This window comes from Pelagicoccus sp. SDUM812003 (assembly GCF_031127815.1).
Lineage (GTDB): Bacteria > Verrucomicrobiota > Verrucomicrobiia > Opitutales > Opitutaceae > Pelagicoccus.
Genome location: NZ_JARXHY010000009.1, coordinates 16848 through 40182 on the forward strand (window position 1 = coordinate 16848; position 23335 = coordinate 40182).

Annotated in this window: 19 protein-coding genes; 10 read left to right on the plus strand and 9 right to left on the minus strand. The window is 60.3% G+C overall.

Annotated elements, in window-relative coordinates; translation table 11 throughout:
• Nucleotides 1-60 precede the first annotated feature (60 nt).
• The gene (locus tag QEH54_RS13295; RefSeq protein ID WP_309019176.1) at nt 61-714 is read right to left on the minus strand and encodes a response regulator transcription factor; all 654 of its coding nucleotides are present in this window, start codon (nt 712-714) and stop codon (nt 61-63) included.
• A gap of 55 nt (nt 715-769) precedes the next feature.
• Here QEH54_RS13295 and QEH54_RS13300 point away from each other — a divergent pair, with 55 nt between their 5' ends.
• The 4 genes from QEH54_RS13300 (at nt 770) to QEH54_RS13315 (ending at nt 4035) form a co-directional block, all read left to right on the plus strand.
• Nucleotides 770-2122, plus strand: a complete 1353-nt coding sequence (locus QEH54_RS13300) for a sensor histidine kinase (protein WP_309019177.1) — start codon at nt 770-772, stop codon at nt 2120-2122.
• Nucleotides 2123-2263: 141 nt separating this feature from the next.
• On the plus strand, nt 2264-2701 hold the full coding sequence (locus QEH54_RS13305; protein WP_309019178.1) for a response regulator: 438 nt from the start codon (nt 2264-2266) through the stop codon (nt 2699-2701).
• Nucleotides 2702-2761: 60 nt separating this feature from the next.
• Nucleotides 2762-3259: a hypothetical protein gene (locus tag QEH54_RS13310; RefSeq protein WP_309019179.1), complete on the plus strand. Its 498-nt coding sequence runs from the start codon at nt 2762-2764 to the stop codon at nt 3257-3259.
• A gap of 287 nt (nt 3260-3546) precedes the next feature.
• Nucleotides 3547-4035 carry a ferritin-like domain-containing protein gene (locus QEH54_RS13315; protein WP_309019180.1) on the plus strand — a complete coding sequence of 163 codons (489 nt, stop codon included), beginning with the start codon at nt 3547-3549 and terminating at the stop codon, nt 4033-4035.
• An 87-nt stretch (nt 4036-4122) separates the two neighbouring features.
• Here the strand turns inward: QEH54_RS13315 and QEH54_RS13320 are convergent, their stop codons facing one another.
• Entirely contained in the window at nt 4123-4722 is a 600-nt protein-coding gene (locus QEH54_RS13320) for a superoxide dismutase family protein (RefSeq protein ID WP_309019181.1), read from the minus strand.
• 240 nt (nt 4723-4962) lie between these two features.
• Here QEH54_RS13320 and QEH54_RS13325 point away from each other — a divergent pair, with 240 nt between their 5' ends.
• Both QEH54_RS13325 and QEH54_RS13330 read left to right on the plus strand, forming a co-directional pair.
• Nucleotides 4963-6702: a potassium transporter TrkG gene (locus QEH54_RS13325; RefSeq protein WP_309019182.1), complete on the plus strand. Its 1740-nt coding sequence runs from the start codon at nt 4963-4965 to the stop codon at nt 6700-6702.
• A gap of 20 nt (nt 6703-6722) precedes the next feature.
• A complete protein-coding gene (locus QEH54_RS13330; RefSeq protein WP_309019183.1) occupies nt 6723-7427 on the plus strand; it encodes a TrkA family potassium uptake protein in 705 nt (234 codons plus the stop codon).
• Between the two features lie 6 nt (nt 7428-7433).
• Here the strand turns inward: QEH54_RS13330 and QEH54_RS13335 are convergent, their stop codons facing one another.
• Nucleotides 7434-7955 (minus strand): hypothetical protein, encoded by a 522-nt coding sequence (locus QEH54_RS13335; RefSeq protein WP_309019184.1) that lies wholly within the window; start codon nt 7953-7955, stop codon nt 7434-7436.
• Between the two features lie 63 nt (nt 7956-8018).
• Here QEH54_RS13335 and QEH54_RS13340 point away from each other — a divergent pair, with 63 nt between their 5' ends.
• Nucleotides 8019-8393: a DCC1-like thiol-disulfide oxidoreductase family protein gene (locus QEH54_RS13340; RefSeq protein ID WP_309019185.1), complete on the plus strand. Its 375-nt coding sequence runs from the start codon at nt 8019-8021 to the stop codon at nt 8391-8393.
• Here the strand turns inward: QEH54_RS13340 and QEH54_RS13345 are convergent.
• The 3 genes from QEH54_RS13345 to QEH54_RS13355 are packed head-to-tail and all read right to left on the minus strand — an operon-like array spanning nt 8390 to nt 14230.
• Nucleotides 8390-11560 (minus strand): efflux RND transporter permease subunit, encoded by a 3171-nt coding sequence (locus QEH54_RS13345; RefSeq protein WP_309019186.1) that lies wholly within the window; start codon nt 11558-11560, stop codon nt 8390-8392. The two genes, QEH54_RS13340 and QEH54_RS13345, sit on opposite strands and share 4 nt — an antisense overlap.
• Nucleotides 11541-12755, minus strand: a complete 1215-nt coding sequence (locus QEH54_RS13350; RefSeq protein ID WP_309019187.1) for an HlyD family efflux transporter periplasmic adaptor subunit — start codon at nt 12753-12755, stop codon at nt 11541-11543. Before QEH54_RS13350 ends, QEH54_RS13345 begins: the two co-directional genes overlap by 20 nt.
• Entirely contained in the window at nt 12752-14230 is a 1479-nt protein-coding gene (locus tag QEH54_RS13355) for an efflux transporter outer membrane subunit (protein WP_309019188.1), read from the minus strand. The genes QEH54_RS13350 and QEH54_RS13355 overlap by 4 nt, the downstream gene beginning before the upstream one ends.
• A gap of 207 nt (nt 14231-14437) precedes the next feature.
• On the opposite strand from QEH54_RS13355, the gene QEH54_RS13360 reads away from it, so the two are divergent.
• Nucleotides 14438-14866: a CFI-box-CTERM domain-containing protein gene (locus QEH54_RS13360; protein WP_309019189.1), complete on the plus strand. Its 429-nt coding sequence runs from the start codon at nt 14438-14440 to the stop codon at nt 14864-14866.
• Nucleotides 14867-15147: 281 nt separating this feature from the next.
• Nucleotides 15148-15594: a hypothetical protein gene (locus tag QEH54_RS13365; protein ID WP_309019190.1), complete on the plus strand. Its 447-nt coding sequence runs from the start codon at nt 15148-15150 to the stop codon at nt 15592-15594.
• A 76-nt stretch (nt 15595-15670) separates the two neighbouring features.
• Here the strand turns inward: QEH54_RS13365 and QEH54_RS13370 are convergent, their stop codons facing one another.
• Nucleotides 15671-16015 carry a hypothetical protein gene (locus tag QEH54_RS13370; protein ID WP_309019191.1) on the minus strand — a complete coding sequence of 115 codons (345 nt, stop codon included), beginning with the start codon at nt 16013-16015 and terminating at the stop codon, nt 15671-15673.
• A 278-nt stretch (nt 16016-16293) separates the two neighbouring features.
• Here QEH54_RS13370 and QEH54_RS13375 point away from each other — a divergent pair, with 278 nt between their 5' ends.
• Entirely contained in the window at nt 16294-16707 is a 414-nt protein-coding gene (locus QEH54_RS13375) for a response regulator (protein WP_309019192.1), read from the plus strand.
• 161 nt (nt 16708-16868) lie between these two features.
• On the opposite strand, the gene QEH54_RS13380 is transcribed toward QEH54_RS13375, so the two are convergent.
• Both QEH54_RS13380 and QEH54_RS13385 read right to left on the minus strand, forming a co-directional pair.
• Nucleotides 16869-22385, minus strand: coding sequence for a chemotaxis protein CheB (locus QEH54_RS13380; protein WP_309019193.1), 5517 nt, complete (start codon nt 22383-22385; stop codon nt 16869-16871).
• 300 nt (nt 22386-22685) lie between these two features.
• Nucleotides 22686-23171 (minus strand): MgtC/SapB family protein, encoded by a 486-nt coding sequence (locus tag QEH54_RS13385; protein ID WP_309019194.1) that lies wholly within the window; start codon nt 23169-23171, stop codon nt 22686-22688.
• Between the last annotated feature and the right edge of the window lie 164 nt (nt 23172-23335).

A 23335-nucleotide genomic window follows, 5' to 3' on the forward strand; every position in this document is an offset into this window, starting at 1 on the left:
TGGCAAAAGTTCGATGCGTTTTGCATCATCCCACGCGGATTATGGTGCGTTTTGCCATTTTCAGTGGCCGCCTTGCTGGCTTTGCATGTCCTCCACTGAGAAATAGCCGTCCGAAAGGGCAGTCCTGATGGCATCGGTGCGACTGGTCACGCCAAGCTTCCTGTAGATGCTTTCCAGATGCGTCTTCACGGTGCCGACCTTCAAGTGCAGATCCTTAGCCACCGCCGCGTTCGACTTGCCCTTGGCGATCTCCACCAGCACGTCCCGCTCCCTGGAACTGAGCTCCACGTAGATGTCGGGTTTGGCGATGTCCCGATACGGCCCCAGCAGGCCGGTCACCGGCCCTTCGCCAAGCGTGCGCACAGCTTGCACGATCTCCTCGCTGCGATCGGTCTTGGCGAAATAGGCCGAAGCCCCGAGCGCCGCGGCCTCGCGCACCAAAGTCGCCGGAGCGTATCCGGACAGGATCAAGGCTCGCGTCTCGAGCGAGCTTTGCGAAAGCCTCTGCAGGATATGGAAGCCTGAACGAGCCTCGCCCATCTTCAAATCCAGGATGACCACATCCACCGGCTGCTCATGGAGCAGCTTCATGGCGGCTTCCTCCTCGCCAGCGGTCCACGCCAGCTGCAAGCCGTCGTCCTCCTCCAGATACGCGGCGAGCCCCTTCACCACGAACGGATGATCGTCAACAATACCGACCCTTATCGTCTTCATGAAATTCTCCGTTCTTCACAGGCGCACCGGCATGCATTGTGCAACTTTCAGGGGAATGGATATAAAATCGACGAAGGAAAACGAGGAAAAACGCCATCTGCTCGCCGACCATTTGCGCCAGAACCGCTCCGATATCCTTCAGCGTTGGCAGAACCGAGCCCGCAGCGACCGAAGCCTGAACGTCGCCACAACGCTCTCGAGCAAGGAGTTTCTCGACCACATTCCCGACATCCTGGACGCCCTCGACACGCAGCTTCGAAACGCCGAGCTGGAAAACGCGTGCGACGCAGCCACGCGCCATCGCGAGGAGCTGGAGGCCCACGGACTGAGCCGCTGGCAGCAGGGCTTCACCATCGCCCAGGTGGTACGGGACTGGAACCACCTACGCTGCGCCATTCTGGACGAGCTCTCCCGAGCCGTGACCCTTCAGCCGGAATGGTCCGTCGAGCCCTTCGGAGCGGCCCTGCGCACCTTGGCCGACCTCATTTCGGAGGGCATCAACCTCAGCGTGGAGAAATACGAGCAGATCCGGCAGGACGAAGCGCGCAGCCACTCCCAGGATCTGGAAACGACCATCCAAGACCTGCGCCAACTGTGCGACTCCCAGAGCAAGCGCTACGCGGAAGCGAGCCACGATCTGGCGAGCCACCTGGGCATTCTCTCCAACATCGCCCGGATGGTAGCCCAAAACGGCCAGAGCTCGAACGGCGACTCCCTGAACGAACACCTCGCCGAGGGCTTCGAACGGGCCCTGAAAATCCTCGAGGACATTCGCTACCACAACAGCTTGGAGTCAGGAGAAAACGCGGCCTGCCCTGAAAACGTCGATGCCGCGAAGCTCATCGAAACCACTCTCTCGCCCTACGCGGTCGTGGCCGACTCGAAATCCATCAACCTGAAGGTCGACGGGCCGAGCGCCCTGGCGGTGGAGACCGACCCCGCCAAATTCAGCCGCATTTTGCAAAATCTGGTGCACAACGCCCTGAAATTCACCCGAGATGGAGACGTCTCCATACAGTGGGAGCTCCACCCAGCCGAAAAAGCCTGGTCGGTGAGCGTGCGCAACTCCGGACCCTTCGAGCCCTCGCGATCCGCCATCCCCATCGCGGAGCAGATGGAGCTCGCCTCGCGGGCGAACGAGCAAATCAACGGCTTCCATCGCCCAGACGACGCCGTCGACGACAGCCAGCCCCCGGACGCCGACTCCCTCGCCTCGTCGGATGGCGACTCAGCTCCCCTCTCCTACGCTGTCCAACGCGAGGGCATCGGGCTCTCCATCGCGAAACGCCTGACGAACCTGCTGCTCGGCCGCCTGGAGATCGAGAGCGACGACGAGAGCGTCACGGCCCGCGTGACCCTGCCCATGGCCTTCTCGGAAAGCAAAACGGATCTACGTATCCGTCGTTAGGCATAGGCTAATTGAATTGATCCACATGGTGGGCGGGAACAAGCTGCATCTCGCATCAGTCACAGTGCATTCCAACTCAAGACTGCTGCGAATTGTATCAGTAGGCTACGCTCCTCGTACCCGAATCCAACCAAACTCACCATGGGGCAAAATGAAACCATTTCCAAATCGAGCGCTGCAACCGTCAGTCTCGCCAAGAGATCCTGCAAGGTGCCGATCCTGCTCATCGATGAAGAGCCTGCCATCCTCACCACCTTCCAGCTCGCGCTGCGCAAGAGCGGCTACGACGTGACCACCGAGAAATCGGGGGCCGCCGCCCTGGAGCTCGCCGCTACCCGTTCCTTCGAAGCGATCATCCTCGACTCCAAGCTCATGGACATGGACGGGGTGGAGTTCATCTCCCAGCTGCGAGCCCTGAAGGTGGACGCGCCCATACTCATGGTCAGCGCCTCCCCCGCGAAAAAAGCCCTCAAGCACTTTATCGATGACGATAGCGTCAACTACGTGGAGAAGCCGCTCGAACCGGATACCCTGCGCAACGCGGTGAAGAATCTGCTCGGCCAAGGCGTGCCAGCCTAACGCCAGCTTCCCCACCTCAGACGACGAGGATGGCGCGCGAGCTGCATGCCCGATGCCATCATGAACTCAAACCAAGACCAGACTTTCACTCTCGACCTCTCCCTGATCCGTTTCGCCATCAACGCCGCTCGCAGCGCCCAAGCTGCCTACGGGCGGGCCTACTTCGAATGGCGCGACGAATCCAGCATCCAAATCGAAACCATCGCTCAGCTCCGCCTCTGCCACAGTCGCATGCAGCAGACGCTGGAAGCCCGCCTGATCGAGGCCGAGCAAAAGCTGCCTGAACCCGACGAGCAGACCGGACCCTTCGCCGACGATCCGCGTGCCACACTGTTCGGCATCGAACAGCAGCTGGCCTTCGACTACCTGAAGGAAAGCGATCTCAAGCTGGCGGACTTCTATCTGGAAAAGGCCAACGCACTGGGGCTAGGCAAATCGTACCTGGAAAACTGGATACAGGATATGGATAAAGCCCATCAACGCCTGGAGAAGCGCGCCGCTCCCCGAAAGGAAAAGCCATCCGACGACGGTCCCTCCCGGGTTGCGGCCTGCAGCTAGAGAGCGATTTAAGAAACCGTATCCATCGCGTCGCTACATCCCGTCGTGACGCGCCTCGCCGCACGCTGACACCGTCACTGGCCGAAGCGGTCGTGCAGGCTGCATCGCGTTCGATTGCAATAGGGCACCGACGTCGCCGCTCACGGCACGGATCCACTGTCGTTTCCCGAGGGCGAAGCGCCGCCGCATGGGCTTTTCTCCGTTCCGGCGCGAGCTATGCAAAAGAAGGGAGTCGAAGCGGACGAACCGTACCGAAGAAGAGACAACCGAAACCAACTTAACCTGATATGGACACGAAACTAAGAGAACTATTCATCGACCAGCTAAAGGATATGTACGATGCCGAGCATCGCATCCTGGAAGCTCTGCCCAGCAAAATCGAAGCGGCAGAGTCGGAAAACCTGAAGACCGGACTCGAGGAGCATTTGACCGAAACCAGAGCCCAGATCCAGCGCCTGGAGCGCATCTTCGAAATCATCGAGGTGGAGCCGGAGCGCAGCGCCTGCCAAGCCACCAAAGGCTTGATCAAGGAGGCCAAGGAACTGCTCGGCGACTTCGAAGGCAGCTCCGCCAACGACGCCGCTATCATCTGCGCCGCCCAAAAGGTGGAGCACTACGAAATCGCCACCTACGGCTGCCTCTGCAGCTGGTCGCAGCGCATGAAGCTCGACGAGGCCTACGAACTGCTGGAGATGTCGCTCACCGAAGAGAAGCGAGCCAACGATCTGCTCAGCAAGGCCGCCATCACCGAGGCCAACGAAGCCGCAAACGTGTAACAGCGCTTTCCATACACCCTACAGCGACGCCTGCTTCCCCAAGCAGGCGTCTTTCTTTTTGGAAAAAAGGAAACGCAGCCAGCGGGGCTAGTCCGACCACTTGATCACGCCGCAAGCCAAGCGCGGCCCGGCGTCGCCCGTAGGCTGAGAGCGCAGGTCGTCTTGGCCCGCGTGAACGATCACCGATTTTCCGATGATAGAGGATTCCCCGTCGAAACTCAGCTCGCTGTCCACCCTCACGTACATGGCGCCACCGGATTCGGTAGTCTGCAGGTTTCCGAGATCGCCAACATGTCGCTTTTCATCGTCCGGACCACCATGAGGATGACCGCCGGGGTTGAAATGGCCGCCTGCCGAGCTGGCGTCAGGAGCGGAGCAATCCCCGTTTTCATGGATGTGAAACCCGTGCTTGGAATCCACGGTGAGGTTGCGCACGTCCGCGATGACGCGTATGCCATGGGCCTCCTCCACAAAGGTCACCTCGCCCTCGACCTCGCTGCCTTCGGTAGGCGAAAGCTGAGCCACCGCGATTCGGCGCTCCAGGTTGACGATCGAGGCGCTGACCTGCGGTTCGAGCGGCTTGTCTTCCTCCTCGCGCTGCACGCAGCCGAAACCGCTGAACAGGGCGAGGCTCAAGGCGCCGAGTGTGATGATGGACGACGGGATGGTTGGGCTTTGCTTTTTCATAACAACTGAGTCGTTCGGTTCGGGTTTCGCCGCCTCCTCCGGCTCGCGAGACCCTTGGCGTTAGGGGTTTCAACCAGACAGCTGCAACATCCGCGCCGACCGCGTCCCCCGCAGCCCCCCCCCAACAGCAGTTCCCTGCTTCAGAGCAGAGCCTCTTCGGGCCCGAGCCAACGCGCCGTGGCATGCGACCTGCAAACCCGCAACCCCCAACCAAGCGGGCGTCAGCCCCTTCTCTCTTCCGTGAATCGCATAAAAACGATCGCCTCCCTTCTGCAAATCCTCGTCGGATTGGTTAGCGCCGCTCTCTGCTTCCGGCTAGCGGGCTGGAGCAACGATCTCGCCGACCTGCCCGCCCATTTCAGCTGGGCTCTCTTTCTTGTGCTCGGCTCCACCTCTCTGGAGGCCCTGCGGGCCGTTCTCAGCGGAGATCCGCTGCGCTACCTCAAGCAGCGCAAGCTCAGGCTGACCCTGCTCGCCCTTTCGATCGGGGCCAGCATCGTGCCCGGGCTTGCCTCTGGATCCCTCAGCGATCGAACCCTCATCGCGATCAGCTGCTCTTCCCTGCTAACCCTCGCGATCGTCAGCCTGGCGACCTTCACCCGCATCTCCAGCAGTCGCTGGTTCTCGCGCCAGCATCCTGGAGTGCTCGGCATCGCCTCGTTTGGCATGGCCATCCTCTTCGGAGCGATTCTGCTGCGCGGTCCGAACGCCTCAGCCACCCACCAGTCCATTGACTGGCAGGACGCCTTCTTCACCAGCACCAGCGCCGTATGCGTCACCGGTCTCACCACTTTGGATACAGAGCACGATTTATCCCTCTTCGGAAAGATCGTCATCCTGGTCCTGATACAGCTGGGCGGCCTGGGAATCATGACCTGGGCCTACCTCATGGCGGTGGCGTTTGGCGAAAGGATATCCCTTCGCGATCAAGTCATCCTCCAGGACCTGCTCACCCACGATGCCATATCAGACCTGAAGCAACGGCTCGTGACGATTTTCGTCATCACTTTCGTTGTCGAACTGGCCGCTTCGATCGTGCTCTACCTCCAGTGGAGCGGCATAGGCGAGACGGCTAGCGAGGACGCCTTTCACGCCATCTTTCACGCCGTATCGGGCTACTGCAACGCCGGGTTCTCCTCCTTTTCTCTCAACCTCGCGGATCCCAGACTCGAGAGCAAGTCCGCTGCCACGGCGATCGTGGCCCTTCTCGTCATCCTGGGAGGCTTGGGCACGCCGGTTTGGATCGAGCTCATCGCCAAGGCGAAAACCGCGCTGTACAACGCCGCCCGTTCCAGAGAATCGAAGAGCGAGCGACTGTTTTTCAGCCTCCACACGCGACTAGCGCTCACCACCACCTTCGCTCTGCTCCTCCTCGGAGCTTTGGGACTGCAGCTAACCCGCTACGCTGAATTCGACGGCGAGGGACAGTCCTGGTTTCTCTCCTTTTTCGACTCGGTGACAGCCCGCACCGCAGGGTTCAACATCGCGCCCCTTTCCGAGTACTCGCATAGCAGCCTTTCGCTCCTGATGATCCTCATGTTCATCGGCGGCTGTCCCGGCGGAACGGCTGGCGGCATAAAATGCACGACCTTCAGCATCGTATTGATAAATCTAAGACAAGTCATGCAATCGCGTTCCTCCACCGTCGTGTGGAAGCGAAACATCCCGCCTATGGTGACATCCCAGGCCCTAGCGATCATCACCATCGGCGGCTCCTGGATCATCCTTTCATCAGTCATTATCGAGTGGATACATCCGGAGATCCCTTTCTTCGACACGCTCTTCGAAACCGTGAGCGCCTTAGGAACGGTAGGATTGAGTCGAGGCATCACGCCCGAACTCTCGGCTGCGGCGAAGTGGATCATCATCGTCACCATGTTCGTGGGCCGCCTGGGCATCTTGTTCGTGATCTGCTCCCTTCTGCCGCCGCGCCCCGAGACGCGCGTTACCTATCCGGACGAATCTCCCTTGCTTTCCTAACCACCAACCCCGCAAACCAAATGAAATTCTGCGTGATCGGCCTCGGACAATTCGGCTCCTCGCTCGCCTGCGAGCTGTCCCGCCTGCAACACGACGTGCTGGCTATCGACAATCGCGACGCCCCGGTGGCGTCCATCAAAAAGAAGGTGTCAGTCGCCGCGGTGGCGGACGCTGCCGATATCGACGCCCTTCGCGAGGTGGGAGTTCATGAGGTCGATGCGGTGGCGATTTGCATCGGAGAAAGGTTCGAGGCGTCGCTTATGGCCACCTCGCACATGCAGGAGTTCGGCATCGAGAAGATCTACTGCCGCGTGGTGAACGACGTGCACGACCGCCTGGTCTCCCTGCTGGACGTCACCGAAAAAGTGAGGCCGGAAGCGGAAGCGGCCCGCCAGTTCGCCAAGCGGCTGGGCATCGAACATGCCAAGCAACGGTTCAACTTGACCGGGGACTTCGTAGTCCTCGAGGTCGAGGTGCCCAAGAAACTCATCGGAACCAGGCTCGCCGACGCTCGCTTGCGGGAGGACCACAAGCTCAACCTGGTGACGATCCGCTGCAATGGCGATGAAGACAAGGAGGAGGACAAGAACGACGAGGAGAGGGACGAGAGCGACGCTCGCGGAATTTGCGGCGTGCCGGACCCGGAGCAGCGCTTCGAGTCCGGCGACTATCTGGTGGTCTTCGGCCGGAAAAAGGACGTGGAGGCCTTCACCGACTCGGACTAGTCGCCGTCAGGCGACCGCGTCCCTCTTGCGCTCCCGCTGCGTATCCAGATGCTCCACATCCTGTTCCACAGACTCGCGGCTTTCCTGCTCAGCGAAGGCTTTCACCCGATCACACAACGCGCGGCTTCTCGCCAATTGGCCGGCGAGAAAGGCGCCCCCTGCCGTGCCTGCCTTCGGGCCATGCTCGACCGCCTGCTGGTAGGTTTCCACGATTTCCTCTTCCTGCTGGCGGAGCAGGTCCAGCGGCGACTCCGAACCGTATATGGTGGCGGCCGCCAGAATCGCCGTGCGCGGACGATCCCAGCTCAGCTCCTGCGGTCGGGCTGCCCCGTCGATGGATTTCAAATACGCCATGAGCTGCTCGACTTGGGATCGGTGCCCTTCCCTGAGGGAAGCGTAATCCGGAGCGTCGCTCTCCTCTCCGAGCAGCTTATCCGCCAGCTCGTAAATCTCCACCGCCGCCAACTCGACTCGCAACAGATCGTTGCAGCTCGATTCCCCCACTTGATTTCGCTCCTTATTTTTCATTTCCTCCCCACTCGCAAAAAGAGCGCCACAAAGGCATGACTATTCAGGAAACAGCCCACAACCATGATTAGCGCCGCAAAAACGGACAAACCGCCGCCTCGTCCACTGCTGGTCTGGGATGGAGACTGCTCGTTTTGCAAACGCTGCGTGCAAAAATGGCGGGGCTGGGGCCGCCCTCGAGTCGACGATTGCCCCTACCAGTCCGGGCACCTCCCACCTTCGCCGCTCAGCGAGAAGGAATTCTCACAGCGTATCTACCTCTTCGATACAGAAGGCGAAATCCATTCCGGAGCAGCAGCGGCGTTTCGCTCTCTTTCCCATACGCGGATTGGGTTTCTCGATCGCTGGTATCGCCGCTTCGCCTGGTTCGCCACCATTAGCGAATGGTGCTACGCCTTCGTTGCTCGGCACCGAAACGTCTTTTCGAAAATCGTCTAGCCAGCGCCTGGGCGTTGGGCTGCAAAACGCTGCCTCCCGTCCTCCAAGATGCAGTAGAGGGCCGGCACGATCACGAGAGCGATCACGGTGACGAACAGCACTCCAAATCCAAGACTCAACGCCATCGGGATGAGAAACCGCGCCTGCAGAGAGGTTTCGAAGATCATGGGAGCCAGGCCGAAAAAGGTGGTCAAGGAGGTCAGCAACACCGGGCGAAACCGTCGTATGGCCCCGTCGATCACGTATTCATTTTCCTGATTCGAGCCCTCGCCATCATCGCGACGAGCTCTTTTGCCTTCGTTTATGGTGGCGATCAGCACCAGCGAATCGTTTACCACCACACCGGCCAGAGCCACCAGCCCGAACATGCTCACCAAGCTGAGATCGAAGCCCATCAGCAGATGCCCCGCTAACGCTCCAAGAAAGCCGAAGGGGATAGCCAGAAGGATCAGCAGCGGCTGGGCATAGCTACGGAAGATCACCGCCATGAGGCTGTACATCGCGAGCAAGGCGAGCAGCATATTGTTTCCCAACGAGCCGAGAGCCTCCTGCCGGTCCTGCTGCTCGCCTGAAAGCTCGAAGCCCAGACCGCTGTATCGCTCCTGCAGCTCCGGAAGAACCTCCCTGCGAACCGACTGAGTGACCTTGCCAGCAGACGTCACCGTTCTATCGATACTGCCCGTCACCTGCACCGCTCGGCGACCTTGCTCGCGCTCCACGCTGGTGTATGAAGTGCTAAACTGGATACGGGCCGCCTCTTCGATCGGGATTTCTCCACCTCCCGGCGTTCGCACGATCAGTCCATACATATCGCTCAAAACGCGTTGTTCGCTCTCCGGGCGCCGCACGTAAACGCGCAGCTCATCCTTGCCCCTCTGCGTGCGAACCGCTTCCACGCCGAAAAAGGCCCCGCGAATCTGCCGAGCCAAATCGATCTCCGTCACGCCCAAGGCCCGGGCCTCCGGCCGCAATCGCAGTTCGACCTGCGGCTTGCCCTGCTCGAAACCGTTGTCCACCTCGGAGACGCCTTCGAATTCGGCCAACCGCCGTCCCAAGGACCGGGCTGCCTCCTCCAAGATCTCCAGATTCTCATGAGCCAGTTCGAAGCTGAGGTCCGAACCGGCGGACGGACCGGCGCTGTAGGTGAACGCTAGCCGGTCCACCCCAGCGATCTCGCCGATCTCCTCCCGCCACCGCCGAGTGATCTCCGCTGCCGACGCCTCCCGTTCTCCCGCGGGAATAAGCTGCACCGAAACCGCCGCCAAGTTCCCGCCGACTTCCACCTGGCCACCCATAGGGCCGCTCGTAGCGCTCGAGCCACTACCGATCTCAGTGAAGACGCCTCTCACAAAACCGCCTTCCTCCTCGCTATCGCCAAGCTTGCGAATGGCGTCCGTCACGAGCTGGGCCGCCCGTTCGGTCTCCTGCACCGGCGCCCCCACCGGCAGCTCTATGCGCGCGGTGATCAGATCCGACTCGATCTCCGGCAGGAAACGAAATGCGATCCGACCGCCAGCGACATACCCGACCGCCAGGATCAGGATCGCGAAACTGACCGCTACCGCCGCATAGCGCCAGCGCAGCACCCATTCGATGAAGGGGCGATAGTGGGCCTCGACCTTGGACTCGAACCAATCGGAAAACGCCTGCTGCCGCTTGGCCAAAGCCTGCAGCCAGCCCTGCCCCTTCTCGTCTTTCACGTGGGCCAAATGGGCCGGGAGAATCAAGAGCGACTCTACCAAGGAAAGAATCAGAATCGGTATGACGATCAAAGGGATGACCCGAAAGAACTTACCGGTGAGCCCCGGAACGAGCAGCAACGGCACAAACGCCACGATGGTTGTCACCACTGCGAACACCACCGGTATCATCACCTCCCGCGTCCCGCGCAACGCCGCTTGACGCGGCTCCAGGCCTTCCTGCTGCCTCGCGAACGTCGCCTCCCCCACCACGATCGCGTCATCCACCACGATACCGAGAACGAGAATGAAAGCGAACAGCGATAACATGTTTATGGATACATCAAGCATCGGCATGAACACGAACACGCCTAGAAACGAAACCGGCAAGCCGATGGTCACCCAAAAGGCCAGGCGAGGCTGCAGAAACAGCCCCAGAATCAGCAAGACAAGGAAGGCCCCTAGGCGACCGTTTTCCACCAATAGGTCGATGCGATCCGCAAAGATCTCCGACGAATCGTTCCAGATGTCCATCTTCACCGTATCCGGCCACTCCTTACGAAGCGTATCCATCAGCTCGAGCGCCGCTTGAGAGGTTTCGATCGGCGTGCGTTCCGAGGTGCGATAGACCTTCAATTGAACCGCGGGCTGGCCGTTGAAGAGCGCGGACTGGTCCGTGTCTTCGAACCCGTCCACGATGCTGGCGATCTCGCCTAGGGTCACCCATGACCCATCCGGGCGTGCCACCACCGCCAGGTTTTCGAAGTCAGCCCTCTCGTCCCGGCGCTCCTTGATGCGCAGAAGGTAGTCGCCCGACGGCGTTTCCAGGCTACCCGCTGGCAGCTCCACCGAGCCTCGTCCCACGATCGCCGCCAAGCGATCGAAGGTCAGCCCGTACTCGCGCAGCGTGGCCTGATCCACCTCGATGCTCACCTCGGGATCCGGCAGCCCCGCGAGCTCGACCTGGGCCACTCGGCTGTCGCGCAGCAGCTGTCGTCTCGCTTCCAGCGCCAACCGACGCAGGGTCTTGCGATCGAGCTCGCCGTAAAACACCAGCGAAAGCACCTGCCTTCGATTGCTCGGCGTGCTGATCACTGGCTCCTCCGCATCCTCGGGGAACGAAGTGATGCGGTTCACCGCGCTTTCGATATCGCTGCGGGCCCGATTGAGGTCGGTTCCTTGGTACAGCTCCGCCATCACCGTCGCCATTCCCTCGCGCGAAACCGAGCTCAGCTCCTTCACGCCTTCGGTGCCGCGAATCGCTTCTTCTACCGCCAGGACGATGCCTTCCTCCACCTCCTGAGGCGTGGCTCCTGGATACGGCACCGAAACGGAAACGAAGTTCAAGGTCGCCTCCGGAAACACTTCCTGGCGAATCCGCGGCAGGGAAAGCACCCCGCCCACCAGCAGAAACGCCATGAGCAAATTGGCCGCTACCGTATTGTCGACCATCCAGCCGACGACTCCTCTACGTTCCTTCTCCATCATCCAGCTTCAAGGCCATACCTTCGATCGGGTTCGCAATCAGACTGGTCACCACTCGATCTCCCGTTTGCAAACCGTCGCTCACATAGGTCTTGTCCACACCGCGCAAAAACACCTTCGGCTCGCGAATCTCCAAGACGTTGCGCTCGTTCATCACAAAAACCCGCCCCTCGTCCTGCAAGGCCCAGTCGGGCAAGGCGACCAGCTGGCGCTCGTGCGAAACCGGTATTCGTATCTCCACAAACGCTCCGAACAACATGGAAAGCGCCTCCTCCCCCGACGTTTCGTCACCACCCTCTGAATACGCTCTTCCTAATGGATCTCGAACCTCCAGGATGAGGCGAGCCATGCGCCCCGCCGGATCAAGCGTTCCAGCAAGTCGGAGAACGACCGCCTGTCGTCGAGCCACCTCGGAACCATGTCGATACAAGGCCTCGCCGGTGGATCCCGCTTGCCCATTCCAGCCCGGCACTCGCAAATGCTGCAGCTGAGAAACCGCCACCCGGGCCTCCACGAGCCCGCGTCGCGTTCCGAGCAAGGTAGCCACCGGCGACCCTGGATTGAGCGACTGCCCAACCTCCACCATCTCCTCCTCCACGATGCAGTCGAACGGCGCCCGCATCCGCGTGCGCTCGAGGTTTAGTCGCGCCTTCGCTACCGCAGCCTCCGCTCGCATGGCCGCGGCTTGAGCGCGATTGAGCTGTGGCTCGCGCAAAACCAAGGAGGTCTTCAGCTCCGACTCCGATAGCGTGTCCCGCTCCCGATAGAACTCCAGCTCCTCGCGAGCGATCGATTGACGTCCCCGCTCCAACTCCAGCTGGGCGATCGCCTCGGCCAACTGAGCTTCGGCCTGCTGCAGGGTAGCGCGGTAGTCAGCCGCCTCCAGCCGAACCAGCTCCTCACCTTCATCGATCAATCCGCCCACCTCCAACTTCTCGTTCACCCAGACCACTTCGCCACCGACCTGAGCCGGCAGGCGCAGGCGGCGGGCGGGGCGCAGCGTTCCCCTAAAGGAAAGCTCCGGCGTCATGGGCTTGGCCTCCACCTCCAGAACCTCCACCAAGGTCTTGCGTTCTTCGGGTTCGCTTCGCTGAGCGTCCTCTTTGCTGACGATCAGCCAAAAGGCAAAAAGTATTGCGACTCCCAATACACAAATGCTGATCGCGACCTGGGCGATCCGCCTTCCCTTCCTCTTCATGCGTTACCTCCTTCTTCGCGGTCGCTCTCCAGCGGGTCCATGGACTCCGGCCATGCTCCGCCAAGGGCCCGACATAGCTGCACGTGCAAGGCCAACAGCTGACGCTTCGCCGTCAGCAAACCGAGCTGCGCCTGATGCAGCGTTCGCTCTGTATCCAAAACTTGTATATAAGGCACCTCCCCTCCGGAAAACGCGATTTCGGCGAGACGAGCCGCTTCCTGGGCCGACTCCACCTGACGTTCCACCCATTGCAAAGCAGCCAATTGGGCTTCGTATTGGGCTGCCGTGGTGGCAACCTCGCCGAAGGCCGACAGGAGAGCGCTGTGAAAATCTGCATAGCGCTCGCGCGCCACAGACCGCTGCAGGGCGACGCTCGCGCGTTCCCGCCCACCATCGAAAATCTCCTCGCTCAGGCTTGCCGCAACTCGCCAAAACAGATCATCGAACAGGTCTTCCCATTCCATCGACTCGCCAAAAAGGCTGCCACGCAGCCGGAGCGCCGGGAAGCGCTCCGCCAATGCGGAGGCCAGCCGTCGCTCTTCCGCCTGGAAACCTGCCAACGCCGCTGCAAGGTCAGGACGACGATAGACGAACTCCGAAGGCAGCCCCGCCTCCGGAACCGAGGGCAAGCTCGGAAAGGCCGCATCCTCCACCGTGACCGCATTCTTCTGAGGGGGCTCGCCAACGAGAATGGACAGCTGGGCAAGCGCCGCAACGCCTTGGGCCTCGGCCCGCTCCAAGCGTTCTTGCACCGCAGCAACCTGCTGATCCTGCAAGCTCACGTTGAGAGCCGAGCCCATGCCGTTCGACAAACGCTTTTCCGCCAGAGCCAACTGGTCCTTGGACAACGCCAGTTGCTGCTTCAGCAAGGCGATTCGCTGACGGGCAAGCTTCACGTCCAGCCAGGCCTCGGTCACGTTCGCCACCAGCGTCATGCTGACAGCTCGAGCCGATTCCGCAGCGCTCTCTTCGGCCAGACGCGCCGCTTGCTCCTGACTCGACAAACGACTCCACAAGTCGACTTCGTACGAAGCCGCTAAACTCGCTCGATACGTATCGATTTCCTCGATACCTTGTCCGGCGTTGGAAACACCAGCTCGAAGAGGCGCTTTCTGACGGCTTGCCTCGATCGAAGCTTCCACCGTCGGCCAGAAGGCGGAGCCAGCCTGATCGGCCCGAGCTCGCGCTTGCTCCAGTCGCTCTCGAGCCGCAGCCAGTGAGGGGTTGCCCCGCAAAGCCTTTCGCGCCAGCGCCTTCAGCTCCTCGTTCCGGAAAAACGAGAACCACGCCTGTCGCTGCTCCCAACGTATCAATTTTCCGTCGACTCCCATCGTTTCCGGCAGTTCAGACAGGGGCTGCCTGTCCAAGCGCGGGTCCGACGCGCATCCGCACAGAACCAGCAAGAAAGGCTGCAAAACGCACCAAGCACGCCAAACGAACTTGCGATTCGCACTATCTATCCGAGCCACCTCCATGGACCGCTAATATGCGCAAGTCACGCGCCAGCCGATTCGCAGAAGGATGGGAATCGCATTCGGGAATGCACGGCGAGTACAGGCTAGAAGCGCTAGAACTCGACATTTATCCATGTATTCTAATTCCCGATACCTTTCCTACCTGCTGCCCAAACGCCGCTCCGATGCAACAACGCCCTTGGCGCCAATCGTGCAGAGCCCTCCCTTATGACAGGACCAGAAAAGAATGTGCAAACACCTGCACCTTGCGAAAACTGCAACGGTACCGGAAAAGCTCCCGCCGATGGCACCGCCCCGACCAGCCAGACGCCGGCCGCTAGCTACGCGCACGGGGTTTGCCCCGTTTGCGGGGGAAGCGGCAAGCAGCCTGACTCGACCATTCACAGCGATTCGAAAAACAAGAACTGCTTCGTGGCGACTGTGGCTTTCGAAAGCATCGACGCCCCGGAGGTGCGCACCTTGAGGCGATTCAGGGACACCCACCTGCTCCCACATCGAACGGGCCGCGCCTTCGTCCGCGGCTACTACCGGTTCGGCCCCTACCTCGCAGGTATGGTGGGCGGCAGCCGATCTCTAAAAAAGGCTACGAGGGCTCTGCTGTCCCGTCTCTGCCGACGCATCGAACCCCACCTCTGAGGGCTAGCGTACCGCCTCAACATTTCCTCCTCGGCTCGCCACATGGCGTATTCAGATTTCTAGGTTGAGTTTCCCTGACGCCCCAACCCCCTTCCGCAAACAACGCCGCAAACTGCAATCGCCTCAGGTGCATTTCGCTTTCCTCTTCGGTAAGCTCGTGGCTGGCGCTCGCCCCCTAAGACGCCTGCGGTACCCGAGCGGAGAGCACCGCGCCTCTCCGGCGCTCAACTAGCTGATGAAAGCGGAAGCCTCTATCGAAAGCCTAAAACCCAGGGACAGCCATGAATAGACTAGAACGAAATGTGAAACGAATCGCAATGCCCGTAACCATCACCGGGGCGCTTGCCATCGCCGCCATCTTGGTCTTCCAGCTCTTCTTCACCGACGAATCCAGCACGAGCGCGGTCAACGCGGACTATTACGAAACGCCGCGAAGCGAAGCGAACGAATCCGAACCAAGTCAGGAGATGATCGAAACGGAGGTGACCGCGCTGAACACCGCCTTGGCAAATCTGCAAACGGTCGCCCAGACGAAGCGAAATCTGGATACATCGGATGAACAACAGGCGCAGTTCGAAGATCTGGAAGAAAAGGCGGTGCAGAAGATAGAAAGGCTAAGCGACGCCACCGTCTCCAATTTTCAACGACGGCGCGACGAAGCCTACGACGTGTTGCAGAGCTACGCCAACGCCCTGGGCAGAGAAATAGAAACGCCGACCGATGGCTAACGCGTTCGCATCCAGCACAACGACCTAGCTGGCTCCTTCCGCATCGCGAGAGGCGCTTTTCCAGACTGATAACCGGTCACGCGTCACCCTTGTCTTGAGACTCGTTTCGATTCAGGGTTTGAGCAGCGCCCTTCGCCTCCGAGGGATGGTTCCGCTCAGCCTGAAGATCGCGAACATCCTTATCGCCTCGCTCCAGCAATGCGGCGTTGGAGCTCAACTCGCGGGCGGCGTTCTCGTAGTCCAGACGCTCCGGCGAACCCGAACGCCCTTCCACCGCGGCCAACTCCAAGGCCCGCTCCGCGATGAGGGACTTGTCCGGCTCAGCCAGACCGTCTCCCTGAATTTCAACAACCTCGCCGTCTCCCATCTCGATGTGAAGCGGCTCTGTCGTTTCGTTTTTCTGCGCGCGGTTTTGATTCATTTCATTCTCCTTCTGCGGTTGATTCCTTCGTGATGGCGGCCTCTCACTACGAGTTCCGTATTCGTTTTTCTAACACGCAACCGGCCCAAACCCGAGACAATCGAAGACAGGCCTCACGCGTCGGAGCCACCGTTCGCATTCACTTTTGCTTATTCCGCGCCAGACCCCGCTCGAGACCCGTGCACGGAACAACCCTTAAGGCGATGCGATGACACCACTTGCTGAACGCACTCTCAATACTCGTTGACAGTCTTCAGCCACTGCAATGGGATGAGGGGATGGCGATAGCGAAATCTCATTCGACAGACCCTGCGGATTTTCCTTCGAAAAAGGGGAAGCGCGTCCTTATCGTCGAAGACGACGCTAGCCTGAGTCGACTTCTGGCCATCACATTCAAACTGAAGTTTCCTCATCACAGTTTACGGGTCACTCATTCCGGAAAGGAAACGCTTGAGGCGATTCGTGAACAGAAGCCTGACATCCTTATGGTCGACATTGGCCTTCCGGATATGAGCGGACTCGAGCTGGCCAGGAAATGCCGCGAACTTCCTGGCATGTCGGACGTCCAGCTCTACTCCCTATCCGGTCGCGGAGAGCCGAAAGACTTTCTCGCCAGCAAACGAGCCGGCTTCAAGGGACACCTCGTCAAGCCCGTCGACATGGAGGTGCTCGACAAATTTTTCCGCGACTAGCGGTCGCTTCACTCGATCGCTCGCAGCATCCCATCGCGCTTCGCGCAGCCTGACCTCAGACGACGAACAAAAGCGATGGAGCTTTGGACCTGATCCTCGTATCCATTTCCGGATACATCCGTCCCCTCCCGTCAGCCGAGCGCTCGCCCTACCGAATACCGCTATCCGGATCGCTTTTTCGCCGCGATGGCCAGCACTTCTTCCAAGTGTTCCACGGTGGCAGGTTTCGTGAGGTGGCAGTCGAATCCCGAGGACTGCGCGGCGGCCTTGTCCGACTGCCGACCCAATCCTGAATGAGCGACCAGACAGACCTTGCTCGACCATTTTTGCTGACGCAGCTCACGAGCCGCCTGGTGCCCGTTCATCTTGGGCATATCGATGTCCATGACGATGACATCGGGTTTGAAACGCGGAGCCAGGAGCAAGGCGCTCTTGCCATCGCCCGCCGTTCGCACCTCGTGCCCCTTGAGGCTCAGCAAGGTGGACATAGTCTTCAAGGCTGCTTCGTTGTCGTCGACGATCAGGATCTTAAACGGTTTCGAGTTTTCGGACCGGCCAGGGGACCGATTCTTCTCCAAGCCCGCTTCCGTCTTTCGCTCCACAATGGGCAAGGATACGGTGAAGACCGATCCCTTGTTGCGGCCCGGGCTATCGACTTCGATGGTGCCGCCGTGCTTTTCCACCAGTCCTTTCACCAGGGTCAAGCCGATGCCCAGTCCGGCGGTCTTTCCCTCGGAGCCCTCTTCGACTTGAGCGAACATGTCGAAGATCTTTTCCTTGGCTTGCCGACTCAGCCCCACTCCGTTGTCCTTGACCCGGATCTTGACGGACTTGCCGCCGCGGGCGCTGACCGCGACTTCGATTTCGCCTGCGTCTCGGGTGAACTTCGCCGCATTGGTCAAGAGATTGGACACCACCTGGCACATGCGTCCTGGATCCGCCATTACATAAACCGGCTTCTTGGGCAGCGTCACTTTCAAGGAATGCTTCTTCTCTTGGAACAGGTGAAAGGTCGAGTCGGTGGCTTCGCTGATGACCTCGGAGATGGAGGTCAGCTTCATCTGCAGATTCAATTTGTCCCGCTCGTAGCGGGCCACGTCGAGCAGGTCGTTCACCAGATTGGTCAACTGCCCCACCTGCCGCTCCATGATGCCATGGGTCTCGCTCACCAAATCCTCGTCTCCCTTGGCCAGCTTCATCACGTTCAAGCCGCTCGAGAGCACCGCCATGGGGTTGCGCAGCTCATGGGCCAGAACCGCCAAAAACTCGTCCTTTCTGCGGTCCGCCCGCCTCAGCTTCTCCTCAGTCTCCTTCTGAACGGATATGTCCTGAACGGTGCCCACCATGCGCACCGCTTCGCCTCGCTCGAAAAACACCTCGCCCGTGGCCGCGATCCATCGGGTCTTCCTGTCCTTCCGGTTCACCACTCGGTACTCCACCTCCAGGTGTCCGCCCGTATCCGGATCCAGAGCCGCTTTCACGCAGGCGTTGGTGCGCTCGCGATCATCGGGATGAAGCCCTGCTTCGAAGGTCTGGTAGGTTATCTCCTCGTCGCGATCGATCCCCCAAAGCTCGCGGACGCGATCATCCCATTTGACGTGATTCGATTTGATATCATAAACGTGGATACCGATGCGGGCAGCGTCTCGAGCGATGCGAAGCCGCTCTTCGCTCTCCCGCACCACGTTTTCCGCTTCCTTGAGCTCGGACATGTCCAGCAGCATACCGATAACGCGAGCCGGGGCTCCGTCCTCCCGGCGTTCGACCGCCTTGAAGCTCGCATGTATCCAGATCCAGCGCCCGCTCGCGTGTCGCATGCGCGTTTCGAGCACCAGACGATCGTCGGTACCTAAGAGGAAATTGGCGTAGGCTTTTTCCGTCGTATCCAGATTTTCAGGATGCACTCGATTCCGGATCCATTCCAGTATGCCTAAGGAACTAGGGATATCGTCAAGCTCGTAGCCGAGCATCCGGGCGACCTGCGGACTCAAGATGGGGGAGCTATCCAGCGGCACGTTGTGCTCCACGACCCCACCCGTGGTGGCGTCCCACGCCAGTTCCAGACGCTCGTTGCTTTGACGCAGAGCGTCTTCCGAGCGCTTTCGGGAGCTCACGTCCTGCACGACGCAATTCACGCCTACGATCTCACCGCCGGAACGAAATGGATAGTAGTTCGCTAGATAATCTCCCTTTTGGCCCGCAGCGGAAGAGATGCTCAGCTCCATACCGATAACCGGTTCGCCGCCCTCCAGTATGCGTTTCAAGATCGGCACCAGCGTTTCCGCCATCTCCGGCAGGATTTCCTCCACGGACCTGCCGATGTGCTCGTCGACGCTGCGACCGTTGATGCGAGCGAGCAGATCGTTGATCCGGACGAACCTGAGGTCTGTATCCAGCAAACAAAGACCCACCGGAGCGCTTTCGTAGATGGAGTCGATTTCAGTCAGGCGGCGCGTCAGCCGATCTCTGGTCTGATAGCGTTCGATCGCTTCCCAGAGGATGTTGGCTAGCGCCTGCACGAAATAGGCGTCATCGAGAGAATACTGGCCCGATTCCTTGGAATGGGTGGCGAGGATGCCCCATGGGTTATCCAGCTTTCCGATCACCACGCTGATGCCACTCTTCACACCATGGCTCGTAAGCAGCTCCGGTCCACGGAACCGCTTCTCGGTCTCCAAATTGTCCACAAGGACAGGCGCGTTGGTCTGCAGGGTGTAGCCAGCCTGAGAGGAAACGCCTGTATCCACTTTTGCCTTACCAACGAGTCCCATTCGCCACCCGATCCCTTCCTTGAGCAGGAGTTTGTCCTCGTTGGGGCGATACTGGAGGATCTTCACGAAGTCCCCATTCAAGGCGTCCTTCAATCCCTCTACGGTCAGTTTGAACAGCTCGTTGCGAGAAGAGCCAGCAAGGGCGGCCTTGCCGATCTGAGCCACCACCGCGGCCTGGCGCTCGCGGCGCTCCAAGAGAGACAACGACTCGCGCAACCGCGTGATGTTGGTATAGGTCACCACCACGCCATCGATCTTGTTGTCGCTGGTGCGATACGGGAGGATGCGGCGGATGAAACAGTTCCTTCGCTCCTCGACCGGCACCTGCGGCTCCGGGTTCGGTCCGGAGACCACTCCCGAGGCCTCATCTCGAAGCGTCACGTAGACCTCGCGCTCGATGGGCATCAGTTTTTCGAGCACCTCTCGTGCGTCGGAATAGAGATTGGCGTCGTCGAAACTGGAAGCGAGATCGCTGACAGGCCGACCGATATCCGTCTCGATCACGTGCAGCAGATTCGAGGTCACCGGGGTGTAGCGCCGTATCCGGAAGTTCGTATCCAGAAACAAGGTCGCGATCTCCGTGCTGCTGAGCAGGTTCGACAGGTCGTTGTTCGCGTCCTCGAGCTGCTGGATCTTGTCCTCAAGCTGATTGTTGACCGTGCTCAGCTCTTCGTTGAGCGACTGCAGTTCCTCGCGCGAGGTTTCGAACTCCTCGTTGGTGGACTGCAGCTCCTCGTTCATCGACATCACCTCCTCGTTGGAGGCCTTCAGCTCTTCGTTGGAGGTCTCGAACTCCTCGACGCTGCGCTGCAAGTCCTCGCGCACGGCCTGAAGCTCGCGTTCCAGTCGACGGCGGGCCAGCCGACCGTCGGAACCGTCGCCCTCCCGCCGGGCTCCTTCGGCTTCCGAACCTTCGGCATCCCCGCCCGACTCCCCTTCCGCAAGCGACGATAGAGCCATGCCTCCGGGAGGCAGGGCGGCCATGGTATCGTGAAAGGCGATGATGTAGAGCTGTTCGCTCGCCTTGTCGGCCGGCACCGCCTCCACGCTAAAGCTCACACTGACCTGCTGGTCTCCTCGTCGCACCTTGGGCGCGACGTCGGCGATCATCTCGCTCTTTTGCAGGGCCCGAGCGATGCCCCGACGCAGGCTGCTGCGAAGCCCTTCGGCGCAGATCGACATGAGATTGCGCGTCGGCTCGCCGCTCGGAAACTCGAAATAGTCCTTCACCGGACCTTGCTGGTACTGAATATCGAAATTTCGGTCGACCACCACGCACGCGGGAGCGAAGCGCTCGAGCAGCAGCTTTTTCGATCGTTCAACCGGTGAAACAGGGCCGGAGCCAAGGTTAGGCGTACTCTCTTCCTTCATCGTATTGACGTTGCCGGATACCGGCGTGCGCAAGGCCCCCAGATCGATCGAGCCCTTCTTTCTAAAAATCCGCCACTGCTTGGAAACCTCATCGAAGAGCCTCGCCTCCCGACCCAGCGATTCGCTCTGCCCAAGGAAGAGGTAGCGATCCTTGTTCAGGGCGAAATGAAACATGCGGAAGAGCCGCTGCTGAACGTGCGGTTCCAGATAGATCAAGAGGTTGCGACAGCTTACCAGGTCCAGCTTCGAGAACGGCGGATCCGCGATGACATTCTGCGAAGCGAACACCATGGATTCGCGCAGGCGCTTGTTGACCAGGTAGCGGCCGTCCTCCGTCTTCGAAAAATGCTTTTCCAAGCGCTTGCTCGGCACATCGTCGCCGATGCTAGCCGGATACACCGCCTGACGGGCCTTCGCTATCGCGTCCTCGTCCAAATCGGTGCCAAAGAGCTGCAGGGTCAGGCTCTTGCCCTGCCGCTCGAACTCATCGAAAAACGCGATGCCCAGGCTGTACGCTTCCTCGCCAGTGGCGCAGCCTGGCACCCAGACTCGGACCGTGGAGTGGTCCCGCTTTTCCTGAACGATTCGGGCCACCACCTCGCTCTCCAGGGCCTTCCACGACTCCGGCTCTCGGAAAAAGGCGGTGACGCTGATCAGCAGATCGCGAAACAACTGCCTCATTTCCTCACGATCCTCTTGGAGTAGCTTCAGGTAGTCCTCCACCCTTCGCAGCTGATGAAGCCCCATCCTGCGCTGGATCCGGCGAATGAGGGTGCCCTGCTTGTAGCAGCGAAAGTCGTAGTCCGTATGGGCCTTGAGCAAACTGACGATCGACTTGTAGTCGTCGGCGCTGCCCTGGAAGTCCTCCGACCCCTTCTCTCGTCCTTCGACGTAGGGGTGGCGCACGTACTGGGCGATGACATCCGGCATCTTGCTGATCGGCAGCTCGTAATCGACCAAGCCGGTGGCGATGGCGCTTCGCGGCATGCCGTCGTACTCCGCTGTCTTGGGGTCCTGCACCATGATCATGCCGCCATGAGCCTTGATCTCCCTCAGTCCCCTAGCGCCGTCTCCCCCCGTGCCGGAGAGCACCACTCCGACCGCCAGCTCCCGCCGCTGCTCCGCCAAGGAGCGAAAGAAATGGTCGATCGGCATGCGGATCCCGCGACGCTTCACCGGCTGCTCCAGAAACAGCCCGCCATCCCGCATGGATAAAAACCTGTTTGGCGGGATCATGTACACGCGATCCGGCTCGATCGTCATGGCGTGCTCGGCAGGCACTACTGGCATCTTGGTGGACTTCGACAACAAGTCCGCCATCATGCTCTCGTGATTCGGGTCCAGGTGCTGGATCAATACGAACGCCATGCCCGTGTCGCTCGGAAGAGCCTCTAGAAACTGCTTGAAAGCGCTCAACCCGCCCGCGGACGCCCCGACGCCGACCACCACGCACTGGGACTCGGGCCTAGCTGGAGCGCTGCCCGGCGCTCGCTTGGCGACAGAGCTGCTGCTGCGGACTTTTTCGCTGGAGGTCATCAAGAGGTGGCAATCAGGAGCGACTCCATTCCTGAGCTGTACAAAGAGAAGGCAGGCACGGTCGCGAGCGGAAGTTCTAGCGACTCATATGCGAACCGTTTTGCGCCCTTTAGCTCCGCCGGTCAATGATATCATTTGCGGAGGCCTGCGGAGCGACGGAGAGCGCCATTTCAAAAGCTGTTTCAGAAGACGTTGCTATCCTTAGAGTTAGAAAAAGAAGCCGCAAACGCCCCCAAAAACCACGCTCGTAGTATAAACCCGAATACAGGATCCCTTGGCAGCTCGGCGCGACTGCGACGGTCACTCGTCGCCCTGCTTGGTCTTCCTCTCCACCCAGCCCTCGAAACGGTTGAGCACCGTCAGGATAAACAGCGTCGCCAAGGTCAACAGACAGGCGAAGACCCAAAGTTCCAAGGCGGTGGCGATCCCGATCGCTCCGCAAAACAGCAGCGAAGCCGCGGTGGTCAATCCGCGCACCTTCATCTTGCTCTGCTTCTGAATGATGGTGCCCGCTCCCAGAAACGCGATACCCGTCACGACTGCCCCGATGATGCGAAACGGATCGGCGTCCACGGTATCGCTCAGCCCCTCGGATTGATAGAATCGCACCACGTACTCGCCCAACCTGACCAGCAATGCGGATGCCCCCGCCACCACCATGTGGGTGCGGAATCCCGCCGGCCGGTCGCTCAAGTCGCGCTCGAAGCCGATGACGCCACCTAAGACCATCGCTCCCACCACCTTGGCGAAGAGCGCGAACTGATCCATCAATGCAGTCTGTTCCATTCGATCGCCTTTCGCAGACGCTATGCCTTGACCGGGAGGTCTGCGTATCCCCAGGACCAATACGGATGGCGGGATCGTCTCGCACGCGTCGAGATTCCGGCCTGATTTCGTTCAGCGCGTTCCATGCCTTTGACCCCGCAATTGCTGCGCCAGCGTCGCTCGAG